The organism is uncultured Clostridium sp. (assembly GCF_947039605.1).
Lineage (GTDB): Bacteria > Bacillota > Clostridia > Clostridiales > Clostridiaceae > Sarcina.
Map to the genome: position 1 here is coordinate 23,561 of NZ_CAMQZG010000019.1, position 26,800 is coordinate 50,360.

At 29.0% G+C, this 26,800-nt stretch carries 24 protein-coding genes and 1 other annotated feature; of the genes, 5 read left to right on the forward strand and 19 right to left on the reverse strand.

What is annotated here, in order from left to right:
* Positions 1–139: 139 nt before the first annotated feature.
* A complete protein-coding gene (locus tag Q0V24_RS08840) occupies positions 140–526 on the forward strand; it encodes a hypothetical protein (RefSeq protein WP_297520562.1) in 387 nt (128 codons plus the stop codon).
* A gap of 1 nt (position 527) precedes the next feature.
* Here Q0V24_RS08840 and Q0V24_RS08845 read toward each other — a convergent pair whose 3' ends face one another.
* Positions 528–1,031, reverse strand: coding sequence for a thioredoxin family protein (locus tag Q0V24_RS08845; protein WP_297520563.1), 504 nt, complete (start codon positions 1,029–1,031; stop codon positions 528–530).
* A gap of 213 nt (positions 1,032–1,244) precedes the next feature.
* Here Q0V24_RS08845 and Q0V24_RS08850 point away from each other — a divergent pair, with 213 nt between their 5' ends.
* Positions 1,245–1,514 carry a DUF1294 domain-containing protein gene (locus Q0V24_RS08850; protein ID WP_297520565.1) on the forward strand — a complete coding sequence of 90 codons (270 nt, stop codon included), beginning with the start codon at positions 1,245–1,247 and terminating at the stop codon, positions 1,512–1,514.
* A 153-nt stretch (positions 1,515–1,667) separates the two neighbouring features.
* On the opposite strand, the gene Q0V24_RS08855 is transcribed toward Q0V24_RS08850, so the two are convergent.
* Positions 1,668–2,279: a copper homeostasis protein CutC gene (locus tag Q0V24_RS08855; RefSeq protein WP_297520567.1), complete on the reverse strand. Its 612-nt coding sequence runs from the start codon at positions 2,277–2,279 to the stop codon at positions 1,668–1,670.
* Between the two features lie 98 nt (positions 2,280–2,377).
* Positions 2,378–3,817, reverse strand: a complete 1,440-nt coding sequence (locus Q0V24_RS08860; protein WP_297520569.1) for an MATE family efflux transporter — start codon at positions 3,815–3,817, stop codon at positions 2,378–2,380.
* A 443-nt stretch (positions 3,818–4,260) separates the two neighbouring features.
* Here Q0V24_RS08860 and Q0V24_RS08865 point away from each other — a divergent pair, with 443 nt between their 5' ends.
* Entirely contained in the window at positions 4,261–6,948 is a 2,688-nt protein-coding gene (locus Q0V24_RS08865; RefSeq protein ID WP_297520571.1) for a glycosyl hydrolase family 18 protein, read from the forward strand.
* A gap of 79 nt (positions 6,949–7,027) precedes the next feature.
* Here Q0V24_RS08865 and Q0V24_RS08870 read toward each other — a convergent pair whose 3' ends face one another.
* From Q0V24_RS08870 to Q0V24_RS08900, 7 genes are all read right to left on the reverse strand, one after another.
* Complete coding sequence (locus Q0V24_RS08870; RefSeq protein WP_297520573.1) at positions 7,028–7,978, reverse strand: ABC transporter substrate-binding protein; 951 nt, start codon at positions 7,976–7,978, stop codon at positions 7,028–7,030.
* A gap of 88 nt (positions 7,979–8,066) precedes the next feature.
* Entirely contained in the window at positions 8,067–8,822 is a 756-nt protein-coding gene (locus tag Q0V24_RS08875; protein ID WP_297520575.1) for an ATP-binding cassette domain-containing protein, read from the reverse strand.
* Entirely contained in the window at positions 8,822–9,766 is a 945-nt protein-coding gene (locus tag Q0V24_RS08880; protein ID WP_297520577.1) for an iron chelate uptake ABC transporter family permease subunit, read from the reverse strand. Before Q0V24_RS08880 ends, Q0V24_RS08875 begins: the two co-directional genes overlap by 1 nt.
* Complete coding sequence (locus Q0V24_RS08885) at positions 9,756–10,709, reverse strand: iron chelate uptake ABC transporter family permease subunit (RefSeq protein WP_297520579.1); 954 nt, start codon at positions 10,707–10,709, stop codon at positions 9,756–9,758. The genes Q0V24_RS08880 and Q0V24_RS08885 overlap by 11 nt, the downstream gene beginning before the upstream one ends.
* A gap of 176 nt (positions 10,710–10,885) precedes the next feature.
* Positions 10,886–11,425, reverse strand: coding sequence for a hypothetical protein (locus tag Q0V24_RS08890; protein WP_297520581.1), 540 nt, complete (start codon positions 11,423–11,425; stop codon positions 10,886–10,888).
* A 146-nt stretch (positions 11,426–11,571) separates the two neighbouring features.
* Positions 11,572–11,775 carry a hypothetical protein gene (locus Q0V24_RS08895; RefSeq protein WP_297520583.1) on the reverse strand — a complete coding sequence of 68 codons (204 nt, stop codon included), beginning with the start codon at positions 11,773–11,775 and terminating at the stop codon, positions 11,572–11,574.
* Between the two features lie 42 nt (positions 11,776–11,817).
* Positions 11,818–13,323 (reverse strand): DUF1846 domain-containing protein, encoded by a 1,506-nt coding sequence (locus Q0V24_RS08900; RefSeq protein WP_297520585.1) that lies wholly within the window; start codon positions 13,321–13,323, stop codon positions 11,818–11,820.
* 292 nt (positions 13,324–13,615) lie between these two features.
* Between Q0V24_RS08900 and Q0V24_RS08905 the strand changes: the two genes are divergently transcribed.
* Positions 13,616–14,041: a hypothetical protein gene (locus Q0V24_RS08905; RefSeq protein WP_297520587.1), complete on the forward strand. Its 426-nt coding sequence runs from the start codon at positions 13,616–13,618 to the stop codon at positions 14,039–14,041.
* A gap of 61 nt (positions 14,042–14,102) precedes the next feature.
* On the opposite strand, the gene Q0V24_RS08910 is transcribed toward Q0V24_RS08905, so the two are convergent.
* The 8 genes from Q0V24_RS08910 to Q0V24_RS08945 all read right to left on the reverse strand — a co-directional run bounded on the left by Q0V24_RS08910 (position 14,103) and on the right by Q0V24_RS08945 (position 23,428).
* Entirely contained in the window at positions 14,103–15,272 is a 1,170-nt protein-coding gene (locus Q0V24_RS08910; protein ID WP_297520589.1) for an aminotransferase class I/II-fold pyridoxal phosphate-dependent enzyme, read from the reverse strand.
* Entirely contained in the window at positions 15,269–15,751 is a 483-nt protein-coding gene (locus Q0V24_RS08915; protein WP_297520591.1) for an Lrp/AsnC family transcriptional regulator, read from the reverse strand. Before Q0V24_RS08915 ends, Q0V24_RS08910 begins: the two co-directional genes overlap by 4 nt.
* A 47-nt stretch (positions 15,752–15,798) precedes the next feature.
* Positions 15,799–16,059: a binding site (T-box leader), on the reverse strand.
* Positions 16,060–16,171: 112 nt separating this feature from the next.
* A complete protein-coding gene (locus Q0V24_RS08920) occupies positions 16,172–18,466 on the reverse strand; it encodes a YgiQ family radical SAM protein (protein WP_297520593.1) in 2,295 nt (764 codons plus the stop codon).
* 185 nt (positions 18,467–18,651) lie between these two features.
* On the reverse strand, positions 18,652–19,179 hold the full coding sequence (locus Q0V24_RS08925) for a hypothetical protein (RefSeq protein WP_297520595.1): 528 nt from the start codon (positions 19,177–19,179) through the stop codon (positions 18,652–18,654).
* Between the two features lie 144 nt (positions 19,180–19,323).
* Positions 19,324–19,992, reverse strand: coding sequence for a biosynthetic peptidoglycan transglycosylase (locus Q0V24_RS08930; RefSeq protein WP_297520597.1), 669 nt, complete (start codon positions 19,990–19,992; stop codon positions 19,324–19,326).
* Between the two features lie 114 nt (positions 19,993–20,106).
* Entirely contained in the window at positions 20,107–20,934 is an 828-nt protein-coding gene (locus tag Q0V24_RS08935) for an HAD family hydrolase (RefSeq protein WP_297520599.1), read from the reverse strand.
* An 85-nt stretch (positions 20,935–21,019) separates the two neighbouring features.
* Positions 21,020–22,027 carry a zinc dependent phospholipase C family protein gene (locus Q0V24_RS08940; RefSeq protein WP_297520602.1) on the reverse strand — a complete coding sequence of 336 codons (1,008 nt, stop codon included), beginning with the start codon at positions 22,025–22,027 and terminating at the stop codon, positions 21,020–21,022.
* A gap of 105 nt (positions 22,028–22,132) precedes the next feature.
* Positions 22,133–23,428: a PAS domain-containing sensor histidine kinase gene (locus tag Q0V24_RS08945; protein ID WP_297520604.1), complete on the reverse strand. Its 1,296-nt coding sequence runs from the start codon at positions 23,426–23,428 to the stop codon at positions 22,133–22,135.
* Positions 23,429–24,079: 651 nt separating this feature from the next.
* On the opposite strand from Q0V24_RS08945, the gene Q0V24_RS08950 reads away from it, so the two are divergent.
* Positions 24,080–25,414: a 3D domain-containing protein gene (locus tag Q0V24_RS08950; RefSeq protein ID WP_297520606.1), complete on the forward strand. Its 1,335-nt coding sequence runs from the start codon at positions 24,080–24,082 to the stop codon at positions 25,412–25,414.
* 65 nt (positions 25,415–25,479) lie between these two features.
* Here Q0V24_RS08950 and Q0V24_RS08955 read toward each other — a convergent pair whose 3' ends face one another.
* On the reverse strand, positions 25,480–26,292 hold the full coding sequence (locus Q0V24_RS08955) for a hypothetical protein (RefSeq protein ID WP_297520608.1): 813 nt from the start codon (positions 26,290–26,292) through the stop codon (positions 25,480–25,482).
* Positions 26,293–26,800 lie beyond the last annotated feature (508 nt).

Genomic DNA, 26,800 nt, shown 5'->3' on the forward strand with positions numbered 1-26,800 from the left:
TAAAAAGTTATTTTAGTGAATATCTTCTTAAAAATCTATTCTTTTTTTATTAATTTACTTTTTTAAACATTTTTTTTGCATTTTTTGCATATCTATATATAATTAAATTGAAATTAAATTATATATAGAGGTGAATAAATTGGCATTTTTCAAAAAATTCAAAAGCAACATCCCTCAAATAAATGATGGATTTTCTTTTTTATTTGGACGTTGCAATAATATATTAGTCAGAAATGAAAAAAAAGAAACTATTTGTAGTTTTTATAATTCTGCAGATGGTGAAATTCTTATAAAGCAATTTTTAAAAGAACATAATATAAATAGAGATACTTGTACTTTTGAAGAAATAAAAGAAGCCCCTAATGAAAATATCCAGAGACTTCTTGATTATTTTAGATTAACTTATCTTGATCAAAAATTAGTTCTTTATAAAGATATTCTTGAAATAGAAAAAACTAAAAAACTAATTAAAATTGATTCTATTCATAAAGATAAATATTCTATTATAATTTACTCTACTAATTAAATTATACCCCTAGTATAGCTTCTACTATATCTTTCTCAACTTCAATATTGTATTTTCCTTTTCTAAATTCCTCTTTAACAATAAATTCCCTATTATCAGGATTTGCTTCTATTAAAGCTCTTACTTTTATAGGGAATTCATTATATACAGAGCTAACTTCACTCTCACCTCTTAAAAACAATATCATTGGAACTTTTTTCTCTCCGACTTTTTCTATAAGAAATGCATCATACTTACTCGCCTCAAAATAACTAAGCTTTATTTTATCATTCACCTTAGTAATTTCTTTTAATATTGGAACCATAGTCTGTGCATCACCACATCTATTTTCTACAAATACAGCAATATTAATATCTTTTTGTATTTCTTTAAGTTCCTCTTTTTTATATCCTTCATATGTACAAACCTGTGCTTGTACTTTTATCATTGCAAGTTGTTCCTCATCAGCATATTTTTTAATATCTTCATAAGTTGTCCCTTTACTTAATAACTCTTCATTTCTCATAATTAACTCCCTTACACTATTACCTATAATTATCTCTTATAAGTACTAAAATTTAATTTCTTTAGCTTAGTTTATCATAACAACCAAATCTTTCTATATTAACATTTTGTTAGAATTACCATATATTAATTAATTTACACTTGTCCAAAAAAAACAAATTTAATGTTATAATATTTTCTATAGAAAAATTCAAGATTAAGGAGATTTATTTAAATGAAAGAACTTATAAGCTATTATCTTATAATTATAAATATAATTGCATTTATTTTAATGTATGTAGATAAAGTTAAAGCAATAAAACATCAATGGCGAATTAAAGAAGCAACTTTAATGGGATTTGCTATCTTTGGAGGTAGTATTGGTGGCTTAATAGGAATGCATGTGTTTAGGCACAAAACAAGACATCCTAAATTTTATATAGGAATACCAGCTATTCTTATAATTCAACTTTTACTTAGTTACTATATATATTTTGAACTTTAGAGTGTTTGCTATAATATATGTATAAATTAATTTTATTTTACATATATTATAGCAATCCACTATATTTAATACTTGTCCACTATTTCCCTTATGGATAAACCTTAAAAAAGTATGTAGCTTACTTATCGCTACATACTCTTTTATACGTTCTAGCTATATTACCTTACTTCCATGAATCTCATGTGTACCAGTTTTTTCTAGAATCTTATCTCTATTTTCTATATTAACACCTTTTCCCGGCATTATTATAATTCTATCATTTGCTATTTCATTCAATCTTTTAAGTTCATCCATACATTCATATGCAGATAAATCTCCACCCTTAGTTAAGATTCTATCAATCCCTAGCCCTACTAATTCTTCTATAGCGTTATCCTTATCTAAAACTTCATCAAATGCCATATGGAATGTAACACTCATTGGTCTTGCAAGTTCTGTAAATTCTTTAGTAATCTCATAATTAATTTTATTTCCTACTAACTGCCCAATAACAACCCCATAAGCACCAAGACTTTTGCACATCTTTATATCTTCTCTCATAATCTCAATCTCTTCTAAAGAAAACTCAAAATTCCCACCTCTTGGTCTAATAATAACCATTACTTTAGTTTTAACATCCTCTAAAACTTTTTTAATAGTTCCATAGCTAGGCGTAGTTCCACCATCATATAAATTATCGCAAAGCTCTATCCTATCAGCACCTTTTTTATTTGCCATAATAGCCTCTATGTAATTTCCAACACAAACCTCAAAAACTTTTTCCATTTTATACTCCCCCGATACTTATAATTAATAATTAATTATACCCTTTACTATCTAGCAAAAAAAAGTGCCTACTAAAAAAATTAGCAGACACTTCACACTTAATTTGCTTTTGACATTTCAATTTCTTTTTCTTTATGCTCTTCTAATTCTATTTTTGATAATGTCTTTTTATAAAAAATACTAAAACAAATAATTGTTGTACTTGCTGCAATAATATCTGCAATACTTTCTGAGAGATATGTTGCCATAAGTTGTTGGCTCTCTATTGTAGTTGCCCCTAACATAAATGGTAAATCCTTTAAAATAACTGGTAATATAAAAATTAATGGAACTAGTAAAAATACCTTTCTAAGTAAAGCTAATATTAAAGATGTTTTTGCTTGACCTAACGCAAGGAAAGTTTGCTGACAAGCAATTTGCGCTCCTAAAGCAAATCCACCTGCAAAGAATAACCTAATACTCCAAGAGGTTAACTCTATAAGTTTTGGACTATCATTAAATATTTTCACAAAACTTGCTGGTGCTACCATTAATCCAAGCCATACTATAGTTGTATATGTTATAGAGCATACTATTAATAATTTAAAAGTTTTCTTAACTCTATCAAATGCTTTTGCACCAAAATTATAACTAATTATAGGCTGTGCCCCCTGACTTAGTCCAACTAATGGTAGCATTAGTATTTGCATTATACTACTCATAACCGTCATTGAGCTAATTGCTATATCACCACCAAACTTATATAACTGATTATTCATACTAACAATAACTAAACTTTCTGTTGCTTGCATAATAAATGGTGATATTCCAAGTGCCATTATTCCTAAAATCACCTTAAATTCTGGTATTAAATATTTTTTTCTAATTTTAAGTGGACTATTTTTAAACATAAATTTTAAAACCCAGATTGCTGAAACAAACTGTCCTATAACAGTTGCAAGTGCTGCTCCTTTAACCCCTAAATTAAAAGTGAATATGAATATAGGATCCAATACTATATTTATAACTGCACCTATCATAACAGTCATCATACTCACCTTAGCAAATCCTTGTGCATTAATAAATGGATTTAACCCAAGAGCTATTTGAACAAAAATTGTCCCAATTAAATATATAGTTAAATAATCTAATGCATATTGCAACGTCGCATCACTTGCTCCAAACGCTCTAAGAATAGGCTCTCTAAAAAGAATAAAGCCAATAGTTAACACTATAGATAATATTATAAGTGCTATAAAACTATTTCCTAAAATTTTTTCTGCTCCATCTTTATCTTTTTCTCCCATTTTAATTGCCAAAAGTGGTGCACCTCCACCACCTATTAATGCACTAAAGGCTGCTATTATAAGAATAATCGGAAATGCAACTCCAACTCCAGCCATTGCAATTTCCCCTTCTGGCATTTTACCAATGAAAACTCTATCTACAATATTATAAAGTACATTAACTATTTGAGCGATAATTGCCGGTAATGCAAGTGTTAAAAGCAATTTCCCTACACTCCCCCGCCCTAAATCTATCCCCTTTTTTTCTGACATATACTTCCTCCCTATAATTTTAAATTCAGTTCCCCTCTATTAAATTTAAAATATATAAACTATTTAATACCTTAAATAGTTATGAATCCAAATTCATAAAAAATACTATACTTTATTATATGTCTTTTGTGCTTTATCATTTCTTAAGAATTTATTACTTTTCTAAACTTTAATCACTGAAAACCTTTATATATTTTAATTATTTTAAAACTTTTTACAACATATTCCCTCCCTTAAAATGTAATCGTTAACTCATTCTTCAACATTTTATTACCTTCTCTCTAAAATTTTCACTTCTATTTTAGACAAATATTTTAACCTTTAACTTTTTTGACAAGCAACTAATTGTAACAATAAGTTTTTTTTACCTCTTGTATACCTATACAAATTTGTATTATAATCAATCTTGTAAATATTTACCATATATGAGGGGGATGTATATTATGGCAAGAAGAGCATTTAAAAAGCATATAAAATCATGTGTTTCAATCTTAACACTATCTGCAATGTTAACTGGAGGTTTAATTTCTTTCTTACCTGCACAAGAGGCAGTAGCTGTTGAAAAACAAGCAAATCAAGTTAAGCGTAACGTTACTTATTTTGGAGATTGGTCTATTTGGGGTGGAGAAGGTAACTTCTATCCAAAAGATATTCCAGCTGATCAATTAACTCACTTAAACTTTGCATTCTTAGATTTCGATGAAAATGCAAACTTAATATTCACAGATAAAGATTCTGCTATAGGTGCACCAGTTGGCGAGCCTGGAGTTCAATGGGGCGGCCCAAATGCCGGATGTATAAATGCATTCCAAGAACTTAGAGCTAAGAATCCTAATGTAAAAATCGGTGTATCAGTTGGTGGATGGTCAAAATCTGGAGACTTCACAGAAGTTACAGGTAATCCAACAAAAAGAGCTAAATTAATAGATAATCTTGTTAAGTATGTTGAATACGCTAACATGGACTTCGTAGATCTTGACTGGGAGTACCCATCTGAGGCTAGAGAACCAGATAAAGTTGATAATCACCAAGATGAGGGAACACCTGATGCTAAGCCAGAAGATAAAGAAAATTATGTAACTTTCCTAGAAGAACTAAGAGTTGCACTTGATAAAAAAGGTGATGAAATAGGCAAATACTATGAAATAAGTGTTGCCCTTCCTGCACCAAAATCTAAAGTTGAAAGCGGAATCGATGTTGAAAGATTATTCAATGCAGTAGATTTTGCAAATATCATGACGTACGACATGAGAGGTGCTTGGGATGAAACTAGTGGACACCAAACTGGTCTTTACACAAACCCACTTGACCCAACTTCTGGTGCCGGACTTTCAGTTGATGAAAGTGTTAACTACTTCTTAGAGCAAGGTGCTCCATCAGAAAAAATCGTTGTTGGTGCTGCTTACTATACAAGAGGATGGGATCAAGTTGCTCCGGGTCCAGATGCTAAAAATCCTGGATTATTCGGAGAGGCTGCTTTAACAAACAAAGATGCTGATCAAACTCCATCTCGTGGTGCTGTAAATGCTGCTCCTATGAAAGTTGGAGAAGCTGGTAGAGCTGGTGGTGTATGGTCATATAGAGTTATAGATGAACTAAAAACAAAAATTCCTGGTTTAAAAGAATATTGGGATGATGTAGCAAAAGCTCCATACCTTTATAGTGAAACAACTGGTGAGTTCTTCACTTATGATAACGTAAAATCTATTGAAGAAAAAACAAAATATGTTAATACTAATGACCTTGGTGGAATGATTTCATGGATGGCATCTCAAGATGCACCAACATCAGGTTCTGGCACTGTAAGAAATGAGCTTACAACTGCAACTGCTGATGGTTTATATGGCGGACAAGAACTTCCAGATCACGAAATAGTTTACGCTGATCTTGATATTGAAGCTACAATCAAACCTGTGGGATCACAATGGGGTGGTGCCGGTGGTGGTTACGAAGTAACTATCAAAAATAATGAAAAACTTGGCGAGACTGATCAAGTATTAAAAGAACTTGAAAGAAGTGCTGAAACAATAAAAACTCCTATTATATATGTAGATTCAGATGTTAAGTTAACAGCTGGAGATCATATGGCTGGTGTTATCTCAACTGATGATAAAGGTAGAACAGTTATCGATATTAAAGGTGTTTGGGAAGGTAAAAATATAGAACCAGGTCAAAGTTATAAATTTATGCTTAATGCTGAGGGTGATATGCCTGAAGATTTATCAGCAATCACTTCTGTGTCTGTTGGACAAAGAATGAATGAGGCTGGAACTGTAGTTGCAGAGCAGGTTGTTTATGGTGAGGATACTCCTGGCCCTGGTCCTGGACCAAGTGAAAATACTGCTCCTACTTTTACTGGAGTAACTGGTAAAACAATAACTGTTGGAGATTCATTTAATTCATTAGCTGGTGTTAAAGCTAATGATAAAGAAGATGGTGATTTGACTTCAAAAATCAAAGTTTCAGGAAAAGTTGATACAAACAAAGCTGGAACTTATAAATTAAACTACTCTGTTACTGATAGCAAAGGTTTAGAAACAACTAAAACTAGAACTATCATAGTTAAAGATAAAGAAATAACTCCTCCACCTGCTGAAAACACTGCACCTGTTTTAAAGGGTATTAAAGATGCAGAAATTAAAGTTGGAGATAAATTTGAACCAATGACAGGAATCACAGCTAATGATAAAGAAGATGGTGATTTGACTTCAAAAATTAAAATTGCTGGAACTGTTGATACAGATAAAGTTGGTAAATTCACATTAACTTATTCTGTTACTGATAGTGAAGGTTTAAAAACTGAAGCTAAGAGAGTTATAACTGTTTCTAAGGATGATGCAGAAATACCTGATGGTGATACTTTTGATTCTAGTAAAGTTTATAATACTGGTGATACAGTAGTTTATGGTGGTAAAACTTATACAGCTAAATGGTGGACACAAGGTGAAACTCCTGGTATAAGTGCTGTTTGGGAAGTAAAAGCTGCAACCAACCCAGATGGAACTGAGCAATATGTTCCTGGAAAATCATATAATGGTGGAGCTGTTGTTTCACATAACGGACAAAAATATGAAGCTAAATGGTGGACAAATACTACACCTGGAAGCGATGATTCTTGGAAAACTGTTTAATTTAAAGCCTAAAAATTGACTTATATAAAATAAGACACTCAGTCAGATTCCTGACTGAGTGTCTTTATTTTATTTCAACTTATTTTATACTAGCTTCTATTTCAGTAAGCATTTTCTCAGTAGCATTGATTCCTGGTCCACCAAGATACCAAGCTTTTGTATCTAAATATGTTATACTTCCTGTTTTAAAAGCCTTAGTTTTTTGAACTAATTCATTTTCAACTATTTCTTTTGCAGGTTTTTGTTCACCACTTGAAATAAGCCCTTTATCTACAACAAATAAATAATCAGGATTCTTACTTAAGACATACTCTGATGTCACTGTTTGTCCATGATTTTCTGTATCTATATTTTCATCTGCTTGCTTAAAACCAAACTCATTATGAATCATTCCAAATCTTGATTCAGCTCCAAATGCTGTAATTTCTCCATCATAAACCATTGTCACTAAAGCTTTCCCTTCTAAATTCTCAGTTTTACTAGCTATTGCATTTGTTCTATTTTGAATACTTTCAATTTTAGCTGTTGCCTCTTCTTCTTTATCAAATATCTTTCCAAGAGTTTGTACATTATGTTCTAATGAACCAAAATGATCTGAACCATTTCTGCCAAGCATTATTGTTGGTGCTATTTCTGATAACTCTTCATATGAATCTTCTTGTCTACCTTCTATTATTATAAGATCTGGATCTAATTCATTTATTTTTTCCATATCAAACTTTTTAAGTGATCCAAGATCAGTGTATTTTTCATCTTTATACGATTCTAAGTATACTGGCAATGATGATTTTGGTACTGCTATAGCTTCTTCACCTATTACACTCATTGTATCAAGTGAGCTATAATCTAATACTACTACTCTTTCTGGATCTTTTGTAACCGTAACTTCTCCTCTTCTATCTGTTACAACTATTGTTTCCTCAGCCTTCTCTATCTCTTTATCATTCTTATTTGACATGCTCATAACTGCTGCCCCCCCAAGTAATGCTGCAACTGTTATCCCTACTATTATTCCTACTTTTTTATTCATTATCTTTTCACCTCATATTATTATTTTTGTTTTTATTTAATATTAATTTTCATTCTCATTTAAATTGTATTTATAAATATGTCCTTACTTAAAAATAAACACATATTTTTTGATTATTTATATTTTGTATATTAAAATCTATTTCATATATTTCTTCTAGAAAATCTTTATCTATTATTTTATTTTTATCTTCATCTTTAACTAATTTTCCTTCTTTTAAAACTGCAATTTTATCTGAATAACATGATGCAAAGTTTATATCATGCATTACTATTACTACTGTTTTACCAAGATTATCAACCAGTCCTCTAAGAACTTTCATCATCTGAACTGAATGTTTCATATCAAGGTTATTCAGTGGCTCATCAAGAAGTATATACTCTGTATTTTGAGCTATTACCATTGCTATATAAGCTCTTTGTCTTTGTCCCCCTGATAGTTCATCTAAATACCTATCTTTCATCTCTGTAAGCTGCATATACTCTATTGCTTCTGCTACTAATTTTTTATCTTCAGCTTGCAACCTTCCATCACAATATGGAAATCTTCCAAATGAAACAAGCTCTTCTATTTTTAATCTTACATTAATATTATTAGACTGCTTTAATATAGAAATCTTTTTAGCAAGTTCTTTTTCATCCCAATCTTTTAAGTTTTTCCCCTCTATTGTAACCTCTCCACCATCTGATTTCATAAGTCTTGCTATTATTGATAAAACTGTACTTTTACCAGCACCATTAGGTCCTATTAGTGATGTTAATTTTCCTTTTTCTATAATTAAAGAAACATCATTAACTACTTTTTTATTACTATATTTTTTTATTATATTTTTTGTTTCTATCATTAATTTTTCTCCTTTAATAAAAGATATATAAAGTAAACCCCACCTATAAAGTTAATTATTATACTTACTGTGCTATTATAATTAAATATTCTTTCTACAAAGAACTGTCCAATTATAACTGCAAAGATACTTATTAGTGCTGATGCTATTATCATATATTTATGTTCATATGTTTTTATAAACTGATATGATAAATTTACTACTAAAAGCCCTAAAAATGTTATTGGTCCAACTAAAGCTGTTGATACTGATACTAGTATCGATACTATTAAAAGTATTTTCTTTGATATTTTCTCATAATTTATTCCAAGATTTATAGCTTGGTCTTTTCCTAATAATAAAACATCATATTTTTTTATATCATCATATACAAATGCAAATACTATAAGACATATTATTATTGTAAGTAGCAATATTTCTGTGTTAACACTCTCAAAACTTGCAAATATTTTCCCTTGTAAGGCATCATACTCATTTGGATCTATTACAACTTGCATAAATGTTGATATACTTTTGAAAAATGTTCCAAGGACTGTTCCTACTAAAAGTAAAAAGAATATATTTCCACTCTTTTTAAAAACAAACTTATATAATAAAAAGCTATTTAAAAGCATTATTATTACTGAAAAAGCAAAATTTATAGTTGGATTAGTTATAAGTACGCTTGATGATCCAAAGATAAAAACTACTGCTGTTTGAGATAATCCATATAATGAATCAAGTCCTAATATACTTGGTGTTAATATTCTATTATTAGTAACTGTTTGAAATATTACTGTTGAAAAAGCAATTGCTCCTGCTGTAATAATCATTGCTATTAATCTTGGTATTCTTTTTGATAAGTTATAATCAAAATTTTTAGCATTAAGTCCTTCAAATAAAAATAATGCAATTGCAAACACTACTAATCCTGTTAATATATAAATCTTTTTTTTATCCTTCATTTGTTTGCCTCCTGAATATCAAGTATAAGAATACTATGCTTCCAATTACTCCAACTGTAAGACTTATTGGAATTTCATAAGGGAAGATAATTACTCGCCCTACTATGTCACAAAGCAATAAGAATACAGCTCCAAATAAACTTACATTCCAAATACTTTTTGAAAGATTATCTCCCATAAAGATAGATACTATATTAGGAATTATAAGGCCTACAAATGGTATACTTCCAACTGTTATAATTACAAGCACCGTTATTAGTGATACTATTACCATTCCTATATTCGCTATCTTTTCAAAATCTAAGCCTAAATTTCTTGATATATCTTCTCCCATTCCTATGATTGTAAATTTCTTAGCATATATAAATGCAACTATTACAAGAGGTATAGTAAGGTATAATAACTCATAATTCCCTCTTAATACTGATGAGAAATTTCCTTGCATAAATGAACTCATATTTTGCATCAAATCAAACCTATAAGCTAGAAAATCTGATAAAGCTCCTATTACATTTCCAAGCATAATTCCTACTAGAGGAATAAATACAATATTTTTAAATTTTATTTTTTTCATTATTTTCATAAAAATGAATGTTCCCATAAGTGCAAATATAAATCCTATTATCATTTTTTCAACAAGTGTTGCTGATGTGAATAATATCATTGACATTAACACTCCAAGTTTTGCACTATCTATTGTTGCTGAGGTTGTTGGCGATACAAATTTATTATTACTTATCTGCTGCATTATAACACCACTTATACTAAGCCCTACCCCTGCAACTATAAGACTTATAAGTCTTGGTACTCTACTAATTAAAAACACACTTATCTGTTCTGTATCACCTGCCATAATTTCTTTTATATTTATGTCATGTACACCTACAAATAGTGATATAAATGCTAAAATTACAAAGCTAGGTATTAAATATCTTTTTTTCATATATGTACTTTCTCCTTGCACCTACTATTCATTTGAAATTGATTATCATTTGTATTAATAATATTAAATTAATAGTATAAATGCAATACTATTATTGATTTATTAATTTAAAGTTTATATTTTAGTAATAAATAAAAAAAAGAGCGATTTTAGTATCACTCTTTTAAATAATTTATTTAATATTCTCTTAATGCTTCTAACTTAAGCATACTTCCTACTATCCCCTCGACAATTGCCTCAACTATATCTATTTTTTTTGACTTGCTCTTTATATAAATAGATAATTTTTTAGCAAGTATTTTAAGTTTTGTAACTGTAAGCTTATTATCTAAAAGATATTTTGTAGCTTCTTCTTTACTTCTGAATCTACTAAGCTCTCTTATATAGATATCAAATTCATTTATCGGCTCATTAATTATCTTCTTGAATGGTGACTGATTATTTACTTCTTTCTTCACCTTATTCTCTTTTTCATTTTTATTTGATTCATACTCGCTTTTCTTTGTAGTATTTCTTCCTTCATTATATATTCCTTTTTTTACTGCTCCTGTTTGTTGTCTAGTATCAATTCCTTCATCTACTTCTAGTTTAGTCTTAACTTCTAAGATAAAACTTTTTTCATCTTTTGCTAGAGCTAATAAATCCTCCTCGCTTAGATTTTTTATAAGTTCTAACGCTTTATCTATACTTTTTAAAACCAATTCCTTTTTTTCCACAAAAAGCCCCCCAAATCTTACTACACTCCCTAATACTTTTATAAAATACTAAGTATCACTTATATATATCTATGTACTTACTTTCTGTTTAATGTTTAAATGGATAAAAAAACAACCTAGTAAGTTAATACTTACTAGGTTGTGGATTATTTGCATATATCCTTGTGTCTTATTTTAAACTTTTTACTCAAATATTTTCTCTCTATTAAATTTAATACTAGCCATAACCCATATAGAATAAGAGCACTTACCCAAAAGCTCAATCCTATAATTCTAAAAACTTCATTCAAAATAAAACCACTAAGTATAATTTTAACTTTGTTTTTATCTAAAGATTTTAAGTATTTCATCACTAGTTCACCCTTTTATATTTATTCTTTTGTTATCTCTAACTAATTTGTTAGAAGACTGTCTGTTGCATACTCTGCATCTGATGTAACATCTATTCCAAGCTTTCTATATGTTTGCTCATCTGATGTTCCTATAATCGTTGTTGAGTGTGCTTGTGAGCCTTCTATCATTGAAAGTTTTTCTAAAGCAACCTGTGCCATTGGATTTGTTGCAGCACATATTGAAAGTGCCATAAGAACCTCTTCACAATTAAGTGCCGCTCTTGTAAATCCTAATGTTTTTGATTTAAGACTTATGATTGGTTCTAATACAACTGGTGATATTAAATGCATTGAATCATCTATATTAGCACAATGTTTAATTGCATTAATAACAGCGGCTGCTGTTCCTTCCATAAGTTCTGAACTTTTTCCTGTAAGAGTTGTTCCATCTGGAAGTTCAATACCTACTATTGTTATAGTATCTTTAGTATTTGAAGTTTCATTAACTTTATTTGCATACTCTCTTGCAATAGGAACTATCTTTCTATCTGCTTCTTTAAGGTTAAGTTCTTCCATTATAAGTTTTGTTCTCTCTAATGTGTCTTTGTTAACATAACCTTTTTTGTATTCACAATTTGTTTTGAAATATCTTCTTATTATCTCTTGTCTTGAAGCTTCTTTAACAACTTCATCATCTATGATTCCAAATCCAACTCTATTTACACCCATATCTGTTGGAGATTTATAAACTGATTCTTTTCCTGTTATCTTTTCTATAATTCTTTTTAAAACTGGGAAAGTTTCAACATCTCTATTATAGTTAATTGATTTAATATTGTAAGCTTCTAAATGGAATGGGTCTATCATATTAACATCCTTAAGATCTGCTGTTGCAGCCTCATAAGCTACATTTAATGGATGCTTTAATGGAACGTTCCATACTGGGAATGTTTCAAATTTTGAATACCCTGCTATATTTCCTCTTTTTTGCTCGTGATAAAGTTGACTTAAACAAGTAGCAAGCTTTCCACTTCCTGGACCTGGCGCTGTTACAACCACTATTGGCTTAGTTGTTTCTATATGAGGGTTTTGACCGTACCCCTCTTCACTAACTATTGTATCAACATCTGTTGGGTATCCTTTTGTTGAACTATGTTTATAAACTTTTATTCCTCTTCTCTCAAGCCTATTTATAAATACTGTTGTAGCTGGTTGCCCACTATATCTAGTAATTACAACACTATTTACATCTAAGTCATATGATCTAAATTCATCTATAAGTCTGAAAACTTCAATATCATAAGTAGTTCCAAAGTCACCTCTTATTTTATTTCTTTCAATATCCCCTGCATATACACATATAACTATTTCTGCTTTTTCTCTAAGTTTATATAAAAGTTTTATTTTAGCATTTTCATCAAATCCTGGTAAAACTCTTTTAGCATGAAGGTCATGTAAAAGCTTCCCACCAAACTCTAAGTATAACTTGTCATAGTTATTAACTCTTTCTAATATATACTTAGATTGTTCTTCTAGATATTTTTTGTGATCAAATCCTATCTTCATCTTTCATCCCCACTAACTTTATTAAATTTTATGAAACCTACAAATTTTCATTCCATAATTATGACATATTTTTTTGTCATTGTAAAATAAATTTGAGTAAAACTAGTTTGCCCAAATAGTATATATCTTATCCATCCGCTTTTTTTTTAATATTGTGAATTAATCTCTATATTTTTTTATTAATACTTATATTTGATTGAAAATTCTCTAAAAAATCTATGAATATATTCTGTTATTCTTCTCATATATTTTTTATAGTGACTTAATTTTTTTATAAAAGGAAATATATATTATGAATTTAAAAATATTTTTCGTATCCTCCATTCTACTTAATATAAGTATATCATTTGCAACTGAACTTCCTAATATAAAGTGCAAATCTGCTTTATCTGTCGCTTTAGAAACTGGTGAAATTATTTTCTCTAAAAACGCTGAAGATAAAGTTCAACCTGCATCTATTACAAATCTTTTAACTGGTCTTTTACTTACAGAAAATTTTTCAAAAAACAGCCTGCTTGAATATACTCAAAATACTATGAATCAAGAATCATCTTCTATCTTTCTTGATTTTTCTGCTGAAATTGAACCTGGATATGAAGTATCTGGAAAAACTGTGATGGATGCACTTCTTCTTTATTCTGGAAATGATATTGCTACTCTTATTTCTTTAAATGGATATATATATTCACTGCCATATCCTTATTTTTACTTAGTATAACTGGATTTTTTATAATTAAAAGGATAACATCTTAGAATTTCTAAAATGCTATCCTTATTTTTTATTTTTTATGTTTTTCTACAAATCTAGAAATTCTTACAACAGCTTCTTTTATATCATCCATTGATGCCGCATAACAAGCTCTTATATAGCCTTCTCCACATTCTCCAAATGCACTTCCTGGAACTGCTAGTACCCTTTCTTCAATTAAAAGTTTTTCACAGAATTCATCTGATGTCATCCCTGTAGATTTAATACATGGGAATATATACAGTGCACCTAATGCGTCAAAACACTCAAGTCCCATTTTTCTAAATCCAGTTGAAATAACTCTTCTTCTTCTGTTATATTCTTTTGCCATTTCCTTAACACTCTCATCACCATTTTTAAGTGCCTCAATAGCTGCATACTGTGATGTTGTTGGTGAACACATAATTGAGTATTGATGTATTTTTTTCATTGCATCAATTAAAACTCTATGTCCTGTAACATATCCAAGTCTCCAACCTGTCATAGCATAAGCTTTTGAAAAACCATTAACAATTATAGTCTTATCTTTTACCTCTGGGAATGTAGCTATTGATACATGATCACCATCATATGATAACTCCCCATATATTTCATCAGATAAAATTATTATATTTTTATCCTTTAATACTTCAACAATAGGTTTAAGTTCTTTTCTAGTCATAATTGCACCTGTTGGATTATTGGGAAATGGTAATATTAGTACCTTTGTTTTATCTGTTATTGCAGCTTCAAGTTCCTCTTTTGTAAGTTTAAAATCATTTTCTTCTTTTAAGTCAATTGTAACTGCTGTTGCCCCTGTAAAAGTTGTACACCCCTTATATGCGACAAAGCTTGGTTCTGGAATTATAACTTCATCCCCTGGACCAACCAAAGCTCTAAGTGCTAAATCTATAGCCTCACTCCCCCCAACAGTAACAAGTATTTCTTCTTTTGGATCATACTGAACATTAAATCTTCTATCTAAGTACTTAGCAATCTCTTCTCTTAGTTCTATAAATCCAGCATTTGATGAATAGTGAGTATGACCTTTTTCAAGAGAATATATACCCGCTTCTCTAACATTCCAAGGAGTTACAAAATCTGGTTCTCCAACACCTAAAGAAATTACATCTTCCATTTCATTTATCATATCAAAGTATTTTCTAATACCTGATGGTGGCATATTTCTAACGTTATCTAAAATCATATTCTCCATTATCATACAAATAAAATCTCCCTATCATTAATTTTCTTCTCTTTAAATATAGTACCATGCTCCTTATACTTTTTAAGAACAAAATGCGTTGCTGTACCTGTTACAAATTCCTGAACTGCAAGTTTCTCTGATACAAACATAGCTACTTCTTTCATAGTTTTCCCCTCTACAATTACTGTTAAATCAAAACCACCTGAAGACATAAGATAACAAGCCCTTACTTTATCAAATTGATATATTCTTGCTGCTACTTTATCAAAACCAACCCCTCTTTGTGGTGTTATTTTTACTTCTATTAAAGCAGTTACAGTTTCTTTACCTGTATTTTCCCAATTTATTAAAGTTGTATATCCTGCTATTATACTTTTCTCCTCAAAATCTTGTATTGCATCCCTAACTTGCTCAACAGTTTTGCCTGTCATTACTGCTAAATCTTCATCACTACATCTACTATTTTTTTCTAAAACCTCTAAAATCTCTTCCATTTGTAAACCCTCCATTTTTTGAAAATAAAAAACCCCCGTCCCTAAAAAAAAGGGACGAAGGTATAAAATGCCTCGCGATACCACCCTAATAGATAGTACAAAACTATCCACCTCAGTAGAATATATTACTCTATTCTTCCTTTATAACGTAAGGAATTCGTTGTACTTTATTAAGATTTACTTTTAGCTCTTAGTTCTCAGTACAAGATTCAAAGACTGCCTTCCCTTAATAATAAATGCTAAATCACAGCAAACTTTAGCTCTCTTTAAATTACCAAAAAAGTACTCCTTCTTCTCACTATCTTTTAATATCTGTTTTCTGTATTATATACAAAATATTTATTTTTGACAATATACTTTATACATTTTTAATATATATTCTAATATTTACAAAATTTATTCCTTTTTATTTTAAAGGTTTTATCTACCTGTTCTTTTTTTTGTAGCTTCTCTTTTTTTAGCTACTGATCTATCTTTGAATGAGCCTCTTTTTTTCTTTGGAGCTCTCTCTTCATGTACTGACTTGTTTAAATGGTTAGCTCTTTTACCTTCTAACTTTTGAATTTTTTCATCACCAAATTTATTTTTAGCATTTGGTTTTGAACCTGTTTTTGTTGTAGTTCCTCTACCTGTTGCTGTCTTAGATCTTAATCCTGATTTAGCAGGACCTGCTTTTGGTGCTTTTCTTCCATCTTCACCATTTCTAGTTCCTGAATTTCTTCTTCCTTCTTCACTATGTCTAGGTGTTGACCCTGAAGTTCTTCTTTCTTCACTATGTCTAGGTGTTGAAGCTGAAGGATCTCTTCTATCATCATTATTTCTTGGTGATAAACTTGAATCAGTTCTTCTCTCACTAGCATTTTTCCCGTGTGATTTAGGCTTTCTATCAAGACCATGTCTTGCTTTATATTTATCTTCTTTTGACTTAATCAAACATTTCTCCCCATTTCCTATTAAATCTTCTCTCCCAGCTCTCATTAGAGCATCGTGAATAATATTATGATTTTTTGGATTACTAAATTGAAGAAGTGCTCTTTGCATTGCCTTCTCTTCTTTAGTTCTTGGTACATATACTTCTTCCATTGTTACAGGATCAAGTCCTGTATAGAACATAGCAGTTGACAATGTCCCTGGTGTTGGGTAGAAGTCTTGTACCTGCTCTGGTTGATATCCAATATCTCTTAAGTACTCAGCAAGCATTATAGCGTCTTCTAGCTTACTTCCTGGGTGGCTTGACATAAGATATGGAATTATATATTGCTTCTTCCCAGCTTTTTCACTTAATCTAAAGAATTTTTTTCTAAATTCTTCATAAGTTGTCCCTGCTGGTTTACCCATATATTTTAAAACATTAGGTGATATGTGCTCTGGTGCAACTTTTAACTGACCACTTACATGGTGCTCTACAAGTTCTTTAAAGAAATCATCATTCTTATCTGCCATAACATAATCATATCTTATTCCTGAACGTATGAATACTTTCTTTATTCCTTCTATTTTTCTAACACTTCTTAATACTTTTAAGTATTCTGAGTGATCAACTTCCATCTGAGGGCATATTTTTGGTGATAAACACTGTTTCTTTTTACATGCTCCAAGGGTTGTTAATTGCTTTTTACATGATGCTTTTCTAAAGTTAGCTGTTGGGCCTCCTACGTCATGTATATATCCTTTAAAGTCAGGATATTTTGTAATGTCTTTAGCTTCTTGTACTATTGACTCTTCACTTCTACTAGAAACTATTCTACCTTGGTGGAATGTTATAGCACAGAATGAACAGTTAGCTGAACATCCTCTTGAACTCATTACACTAAATTTAACTTCCTGAATAGCTGCTATACCACCATCTTTTTCATAGATAGGATGATATGTTTTTTGATATGGAAGTGCATAAACTTTATCAAGTTCTGCTCTTGTAAGAGGTTTTTCTGGTTTGTTTATAACAACAAATTTATCAGAATGTCCTTGAACAAGTGTTATCCCTCTCATAGGATCTTGCTCTTCATATAAAGTTCTAAAGCAATTTGCATAAGTTATCTTACTTGCACTAACTTCTTTAAATGAAGGTAATACTTTATGTTCTTCATATACTTCGTCTAAACTATCTACCATATAACAAGTTCCTGGTAGGTGTCTTATGTATTTTGCTTCAAATCCTTCATTTAAAAGATTAGCAACTTCAATAATTTGCTTCTCACTCATACCATAGATAAGAAGGTCAGCCCCACTATCTGGCAGAATAGATTTCTTAACTTTATTATCCCAGTAATCATAATGTGCAAATCTTCTAAGACTAGCTTCTATCCCACCAATTACTACATTAATGTTTTTATATGCTTCTCTTATTTTATTACAATAAACTATTGTAGCTCTATCTGGTCTTTTTCCCATTTCTCCTTTTGGAGTATAAAGGTCTTTTGTTCTAAGTCTTTTACTTACAGTGTAATGGTTAACCATAGGGTCCATATTTCCACCGTTAACAAGGAATCCAAGTCTTGGTCTTCCTAGCTTTTTAAATTCTTCTACGTCTTTCCAATCTGGTTGTGCAATTATACCAACCTTAAATCCTGCACTCTCTAATACTCTAGAAATTATAGCTGCTCCAAAACTATGATGATCTATATAAGCATCACCTGTAACTAAAACAAAGTCACATTGTTCCCAGCCTCTTTCCTCCATATCTGCTTTGCAAATAGGTAAAAATTTATTTTCCATATCATTTCTCTCCTATGCTAGTAGTTTCTATTCTTCCATATAACTAATTATATCATTTTCAAATATATTTAAACTAACTTATTAGTTTTTTCTCATTTTACGATGCTAAATTAGTATATCTAATATATAAATAAAAGTAAAGTGAGAATAGAAATAAGACTATCTTATTTAAAAGATAGCCTCGTTTATATTCCTCTAAGATATCCTCTAACATCACCCTCATAAGTCATAATATAGGAATCATCTTCTAGAAAGTCCATTGGTTTTGTTAAAACTGGTGGTCTATCTATATCTAAAAGTTCTACTTCCTTTAATATGTTTGCTATAAGTTCTGAACAGAAATATCTATTTTTATGCTCTATGCCTTTATTCATAGTTACACCTAAAACACCTAAATAATTATATTTTGTCGTTTCCTCACTATAATTATCTAATATAACTTTTATTTTATAATAAACATCTTCAGATATTTCTTTTTCTAAAATCATTACCTCAGTATTAGGAAACCACTCTAAAAAACGCTCTCTTACATTTTCAAGTTGAAATCTAACTACCCAGAACTTGTTTTTCCCTTTTCGCCCCATAGAATACCATATATCTTTATCCTCTTCTAATGCTAATGATATATGACTATACTTATCTTTTGTTACCCATCTGATAAGTCTTGCATACGGAGTTCCACTAAATGTTAAACATAGATTAATTTTCTTCAAAATAATTCCCCCCTTAAAACTAATTTCAATTATATCTAATATGCATTAAAATATTCCCCAAAATATCTCTTATTAAATATAACTTTACACTAGTAAAATTACTATTATATATATAAAGTATTAACTTCATATAAATAACGTGTTTTATTTAAAATTTTCTGTTATTGCTTTTTCTACATACTTTTGCTTTTCTTTTGCCCCACCTAAATTTTTTGTTAAATCATAATAACTCGGTGCTTGTGGCACCCCTGCAAGCAGAGTAGCCTCATCATAAGTGATTTTACTTGGCAATTTATTAAAATATCCCGTAGTAGCTTCTTTAATGCCATAGCTATCATTCCCATAATAGATAACATTTATATATAGTTCTAATATTTCATCTTTAGAATATTTTTTTTCCAACTCTTTAGCTAATATAAGTTCTGCAACCTTTCTACTTAACTCTTGATCTGAGCTAAAATACAAGTTTTTTGCAAGTTGTTGTGTTATAGTACTTCCACCCTCTATAATCTCTCCTGCCTTCATATTATTCACTAAAGCTCTACCTAATGATATTACATCAATACCTTTATGCTCAAAGAATCGTCTATCTTCTATTGCTACTATCGCAATTAAAAAATCTTCTGATACATCTTTAAGTTCTGTATATCCTTTATTGCTTTGTACCTTATTAACTATATTTTCAAGATTTATACGAGTTGTAGCATCCTTATACTCTTCATGCCCCTTTAAAAATATAATCCCAGCACCTGTTAAACCAACTAAAATTGTTAAAGTTATTATTGTTATTATTATATTTTTTATTGCTTTCATTAAAATACCCCTAACTAATATATATACTTTAATTATACTCTTTAATTATTATATTTTTCTTAAGCATTCATAATTTTACATTTTTTCTTTATTTTAGCCTAATATTAATGCTATTTATTTAAACCTAGCCTCTAAATACTTTGCAACACCATTATCATCATTAGATTCAATTATATTTGTTGCAAACACCTTTAACCCCTCAACAGCATTTTCCATTGCATATTTTTCATCAGCAACTTCAAACATAGGTAAATCATTCATATTATCACCAAAACAGATTACTTTACTTGGCGCGTAAAGTTCTTTTAGATCTTCTATTGCTTTCTTTTTAGATGCCTCACCACTATGAATTTCTATAAAATAGCAATTTTCATCATAAACATCTTTATAACACCCTGCGTTTATGCCTTCTATTTTTACTATCTCTTTAAATATAAGTTCAATAACTTCCTTTTTATCTAAAATCATAAAATTTACAACTTGTATTTCTTCAATTGCATTATGATAATTTGAAATAACCTCAAAAGTTTTATACTTACTACACTTTCTTTCATCAAAATAAATTTTATCTAAATCAATTATAAGTTCTTTATGATATACATATAAATGATTATCCTTTATCCCGTATAAAAATGGTTCCTTACCAAAAGACTCTAAAATGTTAAGTATTTTTCTCACTATCCCCTTCTCAATTTCTCTCACCTTTAAATATTCTTTCTTATTTAAATCATATAAAAAAACTCCATTCATTAATGCTATCGGCTTGTCTATATTTAGCCCTTCTAATATCTCTACTACAGTTCCCGGAGTTCTTGCTGTCGCAATTGTAAAATCCATCCCCTTATCCTTAATTAATTTATTTATCGTATTTTTTGAATACTCTGTAATTTCTCTACTACTATTAAGTAATGTCCCATCTAAATCTGATACATATAAATTCATAATAAAAATCTCCTCAAAAAAAATTAGCTATAATTACTAATTATAGCTAATCTTTATCAATATTTCTTTTAAATATAAGTTAACATTAATCTAAATTACAAAAATAATATAAAAACCTTGCTACTTGAACCTCTGTCATATTTAAAGCTCTAACAGTTGCTAAAACTTGTTCTTTACTAGCATGTTTATTACAATCATCAACATATTGAACTGCATATTTTGCACTTTCTTTTCCAATATACTCACAATAATCACTCAGTGGTAATTTCCTGTTTTTGTTATAAAGATAACTTGTTTTTTCTTTATCGGACTTTTCTTGTAATTTATCCATATCACTATCAATTAGATAATCATATACAACTTTACTTGATAAAAGTGAATCTAATAAAAATTCTTCCTTAGAATCTTCGCCTAAAAATAATTTTATTCTATCCCTATTTTTAATCCATCTTTTTACTAAGCCTTCATATTCACTATGATTAGAAAACACTCCGTCTTTTATTCCATTCATGTGAAGCCTTTTATTTAAGAAGTGTACTAATTTCCCTCTTTTATCAATTTGATTGCCAACATGATGTGGCTGGTTCATATCCGCTAAAAAATGACATGCATAAAGCAATGATTCCATAGCTTTTTTTCGTTTGCCTTTTCTTTTATATTTAAGAGCCTTTTTTGCATTCTTCTTAAATCTCCACATAGCTGTGAAAATTTTATGTCCTAAATAATTAGCACCCGTTTCATAATTATAAAAGTGATCTGCAAATAAGTAAGCCGTTGAAATTAAACTTCTATCTGGCATTTTAGAATAAGATGGTCTTATTCTTTTTATACTCTTACTTACATCATCATGAAACTCAACTAAATCTATATACCAATTTATATTCTCATCAAATTTTGAATTCCTTAAAAAATCATTATTATCAGTAATTGCTATATGATATGCTTGATATAATATAACATCATGTGTTTCTGCTCTCTTTAAGGATTCTAATAATATCTCTTCTATTAATTCATCTGTTTTATGCTTATGTTTTTTGCTTCTATGAACAAACATATTATTAATATTCTTTTTTGTTTTTTCAATGTCGATCATAAAATTCCTCCTAGCTTAACTTAATTATAACACTTTCTAAAAATAAATCTGCAAGATTTATAACAATTAAGTTTTTACTAAGAACTTTTCTCATTTAATTTTAAATTAACAATTTATATTATAAATATCTGAAAATTCCACATTTATAATCTCAACATTTGAATTTTTTTTAATATTTTTAACTATATTACTTTCCTTTATAATAAATTTAGGAATAGAAATCTTAATTTTCGTTCCTTTTTCTCCATCATTTATTATTCCAATTTCTCCATTATGAACTTTAACGAATGCTCTTACTAAATTAAGCCCTATACCACTACCTTCTCTATCTCTAACTATACTTTTATTTACTTGAAAAAACCTTTCAAATATATACTTCTGTTTTTCATATGGAATTCCAATCCCATTGTCTTCTATATATATATGTAAGCAATTTTCCGTTTCTATTAAATTTACAAATATTTTACCACCTTTTTCTGTAAATTTAATAGAATTTGAAAGTAAATTCAGTATAATCCTTTCCATCTTTTCTAAATCAAACGCTATTATGCATTCTTCCACATTAGTATCAAATATAAGTTCTAGTCCATTTCCTTTTACCATAGGTATGGATGACATAACAATACTCTCTATACTTTCTACAATATTGTAATTTTCTAAATGACATTCTAAATGCCCTGCTTTAAATTTAGTAGTATCAATTATATTATTTATTAACCTTGTTATTCTAAATGTATTTTGTTTTATAATCTTTGTATATTCAATCTGCTTATCTATACTATATTTAGTCGTTTCTTTTCCATATACCTCCTTCATCTTTAATGAAGAAAGTATCAAATTTAACGGTGTTCTAAATTCATGAGATAAGTTTGCAAAAAAATCTGTCCTTACTTCATCATAATGTCTAAGTTCTACAAGCATTTTAGCTCTTTCTTCTGCCATCTGCTTAAACTTTGCTGCATTTTGCCTATCCGTTATATCATTACCAACAATAACTAAACCTATATATTTATTATTTTTATCATATATCGGAGTTTTTACTACATCAAAAGTTTGGTATACATCTATATCAATTAAAAATTTTTCTTCTAATCTAAGTGACTTACCATTTTTTTTAACTAATTCATCACCAGCTTTACATCTATTTAACTCATCTTCTCTATCAGGTTTAATTTTTATAATTTCATCATCTGTTAATCCTAGATATTTATGGCTAATCCCAAAAATACTTAAAAATGAATCATTTGCATTTACTATTTTATGATTTTCATCTTTAAAACATAAAAGTTCATCCATTGAATTTATTATATAATTAAAATTTTTATTACTTTGTTTTATCTTTCTATTCTTTATACAAAGATAAAAAATAATAAAAAATAATGTCACAATTATAATCTTCATCACTCTTTTCACCTCTTATATTACATATTACAATCTTTAACTACATTTTACACCATTTTAGGAGTTTTTTCTATATTTTGGGACATTTTTACAAAATATATTACTTTTAATATCATTCTCCTTTAACTTCCTAGTATTCAAAGTCTCTTTTTTGCTAATCATAATACTAATCTAATAAAAGAGAAGGGAAGGGAGTAATTTAATGGCTAAAAATAAAAATATAAAAAAACCAAAACAAAAAAAAGCAAAAAAAGTTATAGATGAAGTAACTGAATAATTCAAATCTATTTTTTCTAAAATCCCATGTACTTTTCATGGGATTTTTCTTGCATTTTCAATCAAATCTCTTTTTTTATAAAAATATAAAAACTTTTTTTTTATATTATAAAGCATATGTTTTTTCTGTTTTTCTTATAAATTTACGTCTTTTTCTCCCTAGCTTTATATTTTATCCCTTATTTTTACATCATTAATCACTTCTAAGCACGAACTTTACACGTTTCCTCTCTGTAACTTTTTTGTATTCATTTAGATGCAAAAATCTCACTCACTATACATTTGTGCATTTATCATGTTATAATGGACAAACAACGAGGAGATTCACATGAAAATTAGCCATATAAATTCAAAAATGAAAGGAGTATATTTTCTATGAAACATAAAATTCTCTCTTTATCTCTTGCTGCTATGTTAGTTGGTGCTGTAAGTGTACAAGCTTCTGCCTCACCTACAAATCAGGTTTCTGAGAATAAGGCGAAATATAAAGAGTTAAGCACCCAAATTATAAGTCTTAATTCTAAGGTTTCTGATTTGAATGCTCAAATTGCAAATTTAAATAAAGTGACTAGTGATAATGATATTAAAATGAAAGACACGATAACTCAAATTGATGCTACTAAAGGGAAAATTAGTACAGTTCAAAAAGAAATCAATAAAAAGCAAGAGGTTCTAGGTGTAAGACTTAGTGCTATGTACAAAAGTCAACTTAACTTTAATCCACTAGCTTTTTTACTTTCATCAGATAATTTTGGAGATTTTTTATCAAGATTAAATGCTTTTAGTCGAATCATTTCTTTAGATGATAATATGATTAGCTCATTACTTGATAGTAAAAAGGCTCTTGATAGTGATATAGCCTCTCTTAATCAAAAAGAGACTTCACTTACAGAGTTACAAGAATCTACAAAAAAAAATATAACTGACCTAAATCAGAAGAAAAAAGAGCAAGAAACATCTATAGCTCAATTAAATGCACAAAAAACAGAAGTCTTATCAACTATTGAGGCAAATGAAACTGAATTAATCGCTTATTCAGTTAACATAATTAATTCATCAAGCTCAACTTTAGCTGATCTTGAAAATGCTAAAGTAAGTTTACAAGGTATTTTACCTCAATTAAGTATTGCTACTGTTCAAAACAAAGCACAAGAAGCTATAGCAACTGCTAACGGATCTATAAATTCTATAAAGCAAAAACAAGAAGAAGAAAAACTGCAACAATTAGCAGAACAAAAAAAACAAGAACAAGAACAAGAACAAGAACAAGAACAAGAACAGGCAGAAGCTAATAAGCCAAAACCACCAACTACTACGCCTGCTAAACCTACGCCAACTAAACCTGTACCAACTAAGCCTAGCGATAATTCTAATACAGGCTCTGCTGGTGGTAGTGGTAGTCCAACTGAAAACTATAAACAAGTTTTACATGTTGAAGCTACAGCTTATTCAGGTGGAACAATTACAGCAATGGGCTTAAAACCGGTAAGAAATCCGAGTGGAATTAGTACAATTGCTGTTGACCCAAGAGTTATACCTCTTGGTTCAAAAGTATTCATTCCAGGATATGGTTATGCAATTGCATCTGATACTGGTGGTGCTATCAAAGGAAATATAATTGATTTATACCTTAACTCTGCACAAGAGTGTACAAACTGGGGAAGAAGAAATATAACTATTTATGTAGTTGCTTATCCTGGTCAATGGTAAATTCCAATAAAAATTAATACAAAAAGCAGGTTCGAATTAACGAACCTGCTTTTTATATTAATCTCTTAATTCATAATATTTTCTACTTTAACATCAAATTCTTCTATAAATTTACTCTTACATTCATCTAGAAATTCTTTGAGTGATATTTTAGTTTCTTGTTTAAATGATTTCTCAAATCCCAACTTAGCAGAATTTATTATAATATTTTCAATTGCTTTAGCACCATTTTTTTTAACAAGCTTACAAATAGCATAGTAACTTTGAGTATATGGGTAATATCCTCTATCACTCCTTGCCTTCCAATTCTTAGATGTTTTAAGCTTTTCATATTCTACAAAAGTAAATGCTATATTTAAAAATTCTTCTTCATACGCATAATCTAAAAATTTTTCAAATTCATTTCCATATGCATAAAACTCTGAAACACCTTCTTCAAACCAAAGTGGAATTGTATTTTCATCTATATCATTTTCCATTCTAATCTTATCAATTAGAAAATGATTATATTCATGTTTAAATATATTTTCAAATTCTTCGTCTATTACAGAATCTTTCAAGAATGGCATATTTAAAGTCTTATCAATAAAATTAAAAAAGCCTTGAATATCCCCACCAGAATTTATAGTCTCAAACTCAGCTGAATCTGAATGTAGAATAAATGTAAGGTTTGTGTGTTCTATATTAGTATATATATCAGGAATTCTCTGCATTGCAGCATCTATACATTTTTCTATACCTTTTAATGTATTACTATCTAAGTTATCATGATAAAGACTTACATCTTGATATTCATAACTATCAAGTCCTTCTAAAAGTTCCAGACTTTCCTCATTAAGTATAACTTCAAAAAGCTTTAAATCTTTATTTTGCGCCATATATATATCACTTATAGCAATAGGTATACATAAAAATATAAGTAAGCTAAAAAAATTTAAACTAAAAAAATAAATTTTAGGACGTTTTTTATTTTTTAAAGTTTTTATACCTTTTATGCACTCCCTAATAGTTAAAACTGATAAAATTCCAATTATAATAGTTGTCAAAATATTTATAACTTTAAAATTCAAAAAAACAGTTACTCCTATATAAAAAATAAATAATATTGTATATATAAAAAATAAAAATAACTTACTGGTCAAATAGCAAAATAGTCTTCCTACTTTTTCTCTATTCATCACTCTCTCCCTTATCTACTTTGGAAAATTATGTATTTAAATAAAGGTAGCATTTAATAACTATAATAACTATAATTTTCATAATAATATAATTTAAAGTCAATTTAATTTCATATATTTAACATTAATTTTATATTTATCCAAAAAAATCCTTATGGCTTTATGCCTAAGGTAGTTCAATCTTATTCTTTAATTAATATTAGATAAC

Excerpts from the sequence above, each read along its gene's own strand:
- Q0V24_RS08845 (WP_297520563.1), bottom strand. The coding sequence starts at position 1,031 with ATGAGAAATGAAGAGTTATTAAGTAAAGGGACAACTTATGAAGATATT.
- Q0V24_RS08850 (WP_297520565.1), top strand. The coding sequence starts at position 1,245 with ATGAAAGAACTTATAAGCTATTATCTTATAATTATAAATATAATTGCA.
- Q0V24_RS08855 (WP_297520567.1), bottom strand. The coding sequence starts at position 2,279 with ATGGAAAAAGTTTTTGAGGTTTGTGTTGGAAATTACATAGAGGCTATT.
- Q0V24_RS08860 (WP_297520569.1), bottom strand. The coding sequence starts at position 3,817 with ATGTCAGAAAAAAAGGGGATAGATTTAGGGCGGGGGAGTGTAGGGAAA.
- Q0V24_RS08865 (WP_297520571.1), top strand. The coding sequence starts at position 4,261 with ATGGCAAGAAGAGCATTTAAAAAGCATATAAAATCATGTGTTTCAATC.
- Q0V24_RS08870 (WP_297520573.1), bottom strand. The coding sequence starts at position 7,978 with ATGAATAAAAAAGTAGGAATAATAGTAGGGATAACAGTTGCAGCATTA.
- Q0V24_RS08875 (WP_297520575.1), bottom strand. The coding sequence starts at position 8,822 with ATGATAGAAACAAAAAATATAATAAAAAAATATAGTAATAAAAAAGTA.
- Q0V24_RS08880 (WP_297520577.1), bottom strand. The coding sequence starts at position 9,766 with ATGAAGGATAAAAAAAAGATTTATATATTAACAGGATTAGTAGTGTTT.
- Q0V24_RS08885 (WP_297520579.1), bottom strand. The coding sequence starts at position 10,709 with ATGAAAAAAAGATATTTAATACCTAGCTTTGTAATTTTAGCATTTATA.
- Q0V24_RS08895 (WP_297520583.1), bottom strand. The coding sequence starts at position 11,775 with ATGAAATACTTAAAATCTTTAGATAAAAACAAAGTTAAAATTATACTT.
- Q0V24_RS08900 (WP_297520585.1), bottom strand. The coding sequence starts at position 13,323 with ATGAAGATAGGATTTGATCACAAAAAATATCTAGAAGAACAATCTAAG.
- Q0V24_RS08905 (WP_297520587.1), top strand. The coding sequence starts at position 13,616 with ATGAATTTAAAAATATTTTTCGTATCCTCCATTCTACTTAATATAAGT.
- Q0V24_RS08910 (WP_297520589.1), bottom strand. The coding sequence starts at position 15,272 with ATGATAATGGAGAATATGATTTTAGATAACGTTAGAAATATGCCACCA.
- Q0V24_RS08915 (WP_297520591.1), bottom strand. The coding sequence starts at position 15,751 with ATGGAAGAGATTTTAGAGGTTTTAGAAAAAAATAGTAGATGTAGTGAT.
- Q0V24_RS08920 (WP_297520593.1), bottom strand. The coding sequence starts at position 18,466 with ATGGAAAATAAATTTTTACCTATTTGCAAAGCAGATATGGAGGAAAGA.
- Q0V24_RS08930 (WP_297520597.1), bottom strand. The coding sequence starts at position 19,992 with ATGAAAGCAATAAAAAATATAATAATAACAATAATAACTTTAACAATT.
- Q0V24_RS08935 (WP_297520599.1), bottom strand. The coding sequence starts at position 20,934 with ATGAATTTATATGTATCAGATTTAGATGGGACATTACTTAATAGTAGT.
- Q0V24_RS08940 (WP_297520602.1), bottom strand. The coding sequence starts at position 22,027 with ATGATCGACATTGAAAAAACAAAAAAGAATATTAATAATATGTTTGTT.
- Q0V24_RS08945 (WP_297520604.1), bottom strand. The coding sequence starts at position 23,428 with ATGAAGATTATAATTGTGACATTATTTTTTATTATTTTTTATCTTTGT.
- Q0V24_RS08950 (WP_297520606.1), top strand. The coding sequence starts at position 24,080 with ATGAAACATAAAATTCTCTCTTTATCTCTTGCTGCTATGTTAGTTGGT.
- Q0V24_RS08955 (WP_297520608.1), bottom strand. The coding sequence starts at position 26,292 with ATGGCGCAAAATAAAGATTTAAAGCTTTTTGAAGTTATACTTAATGAG.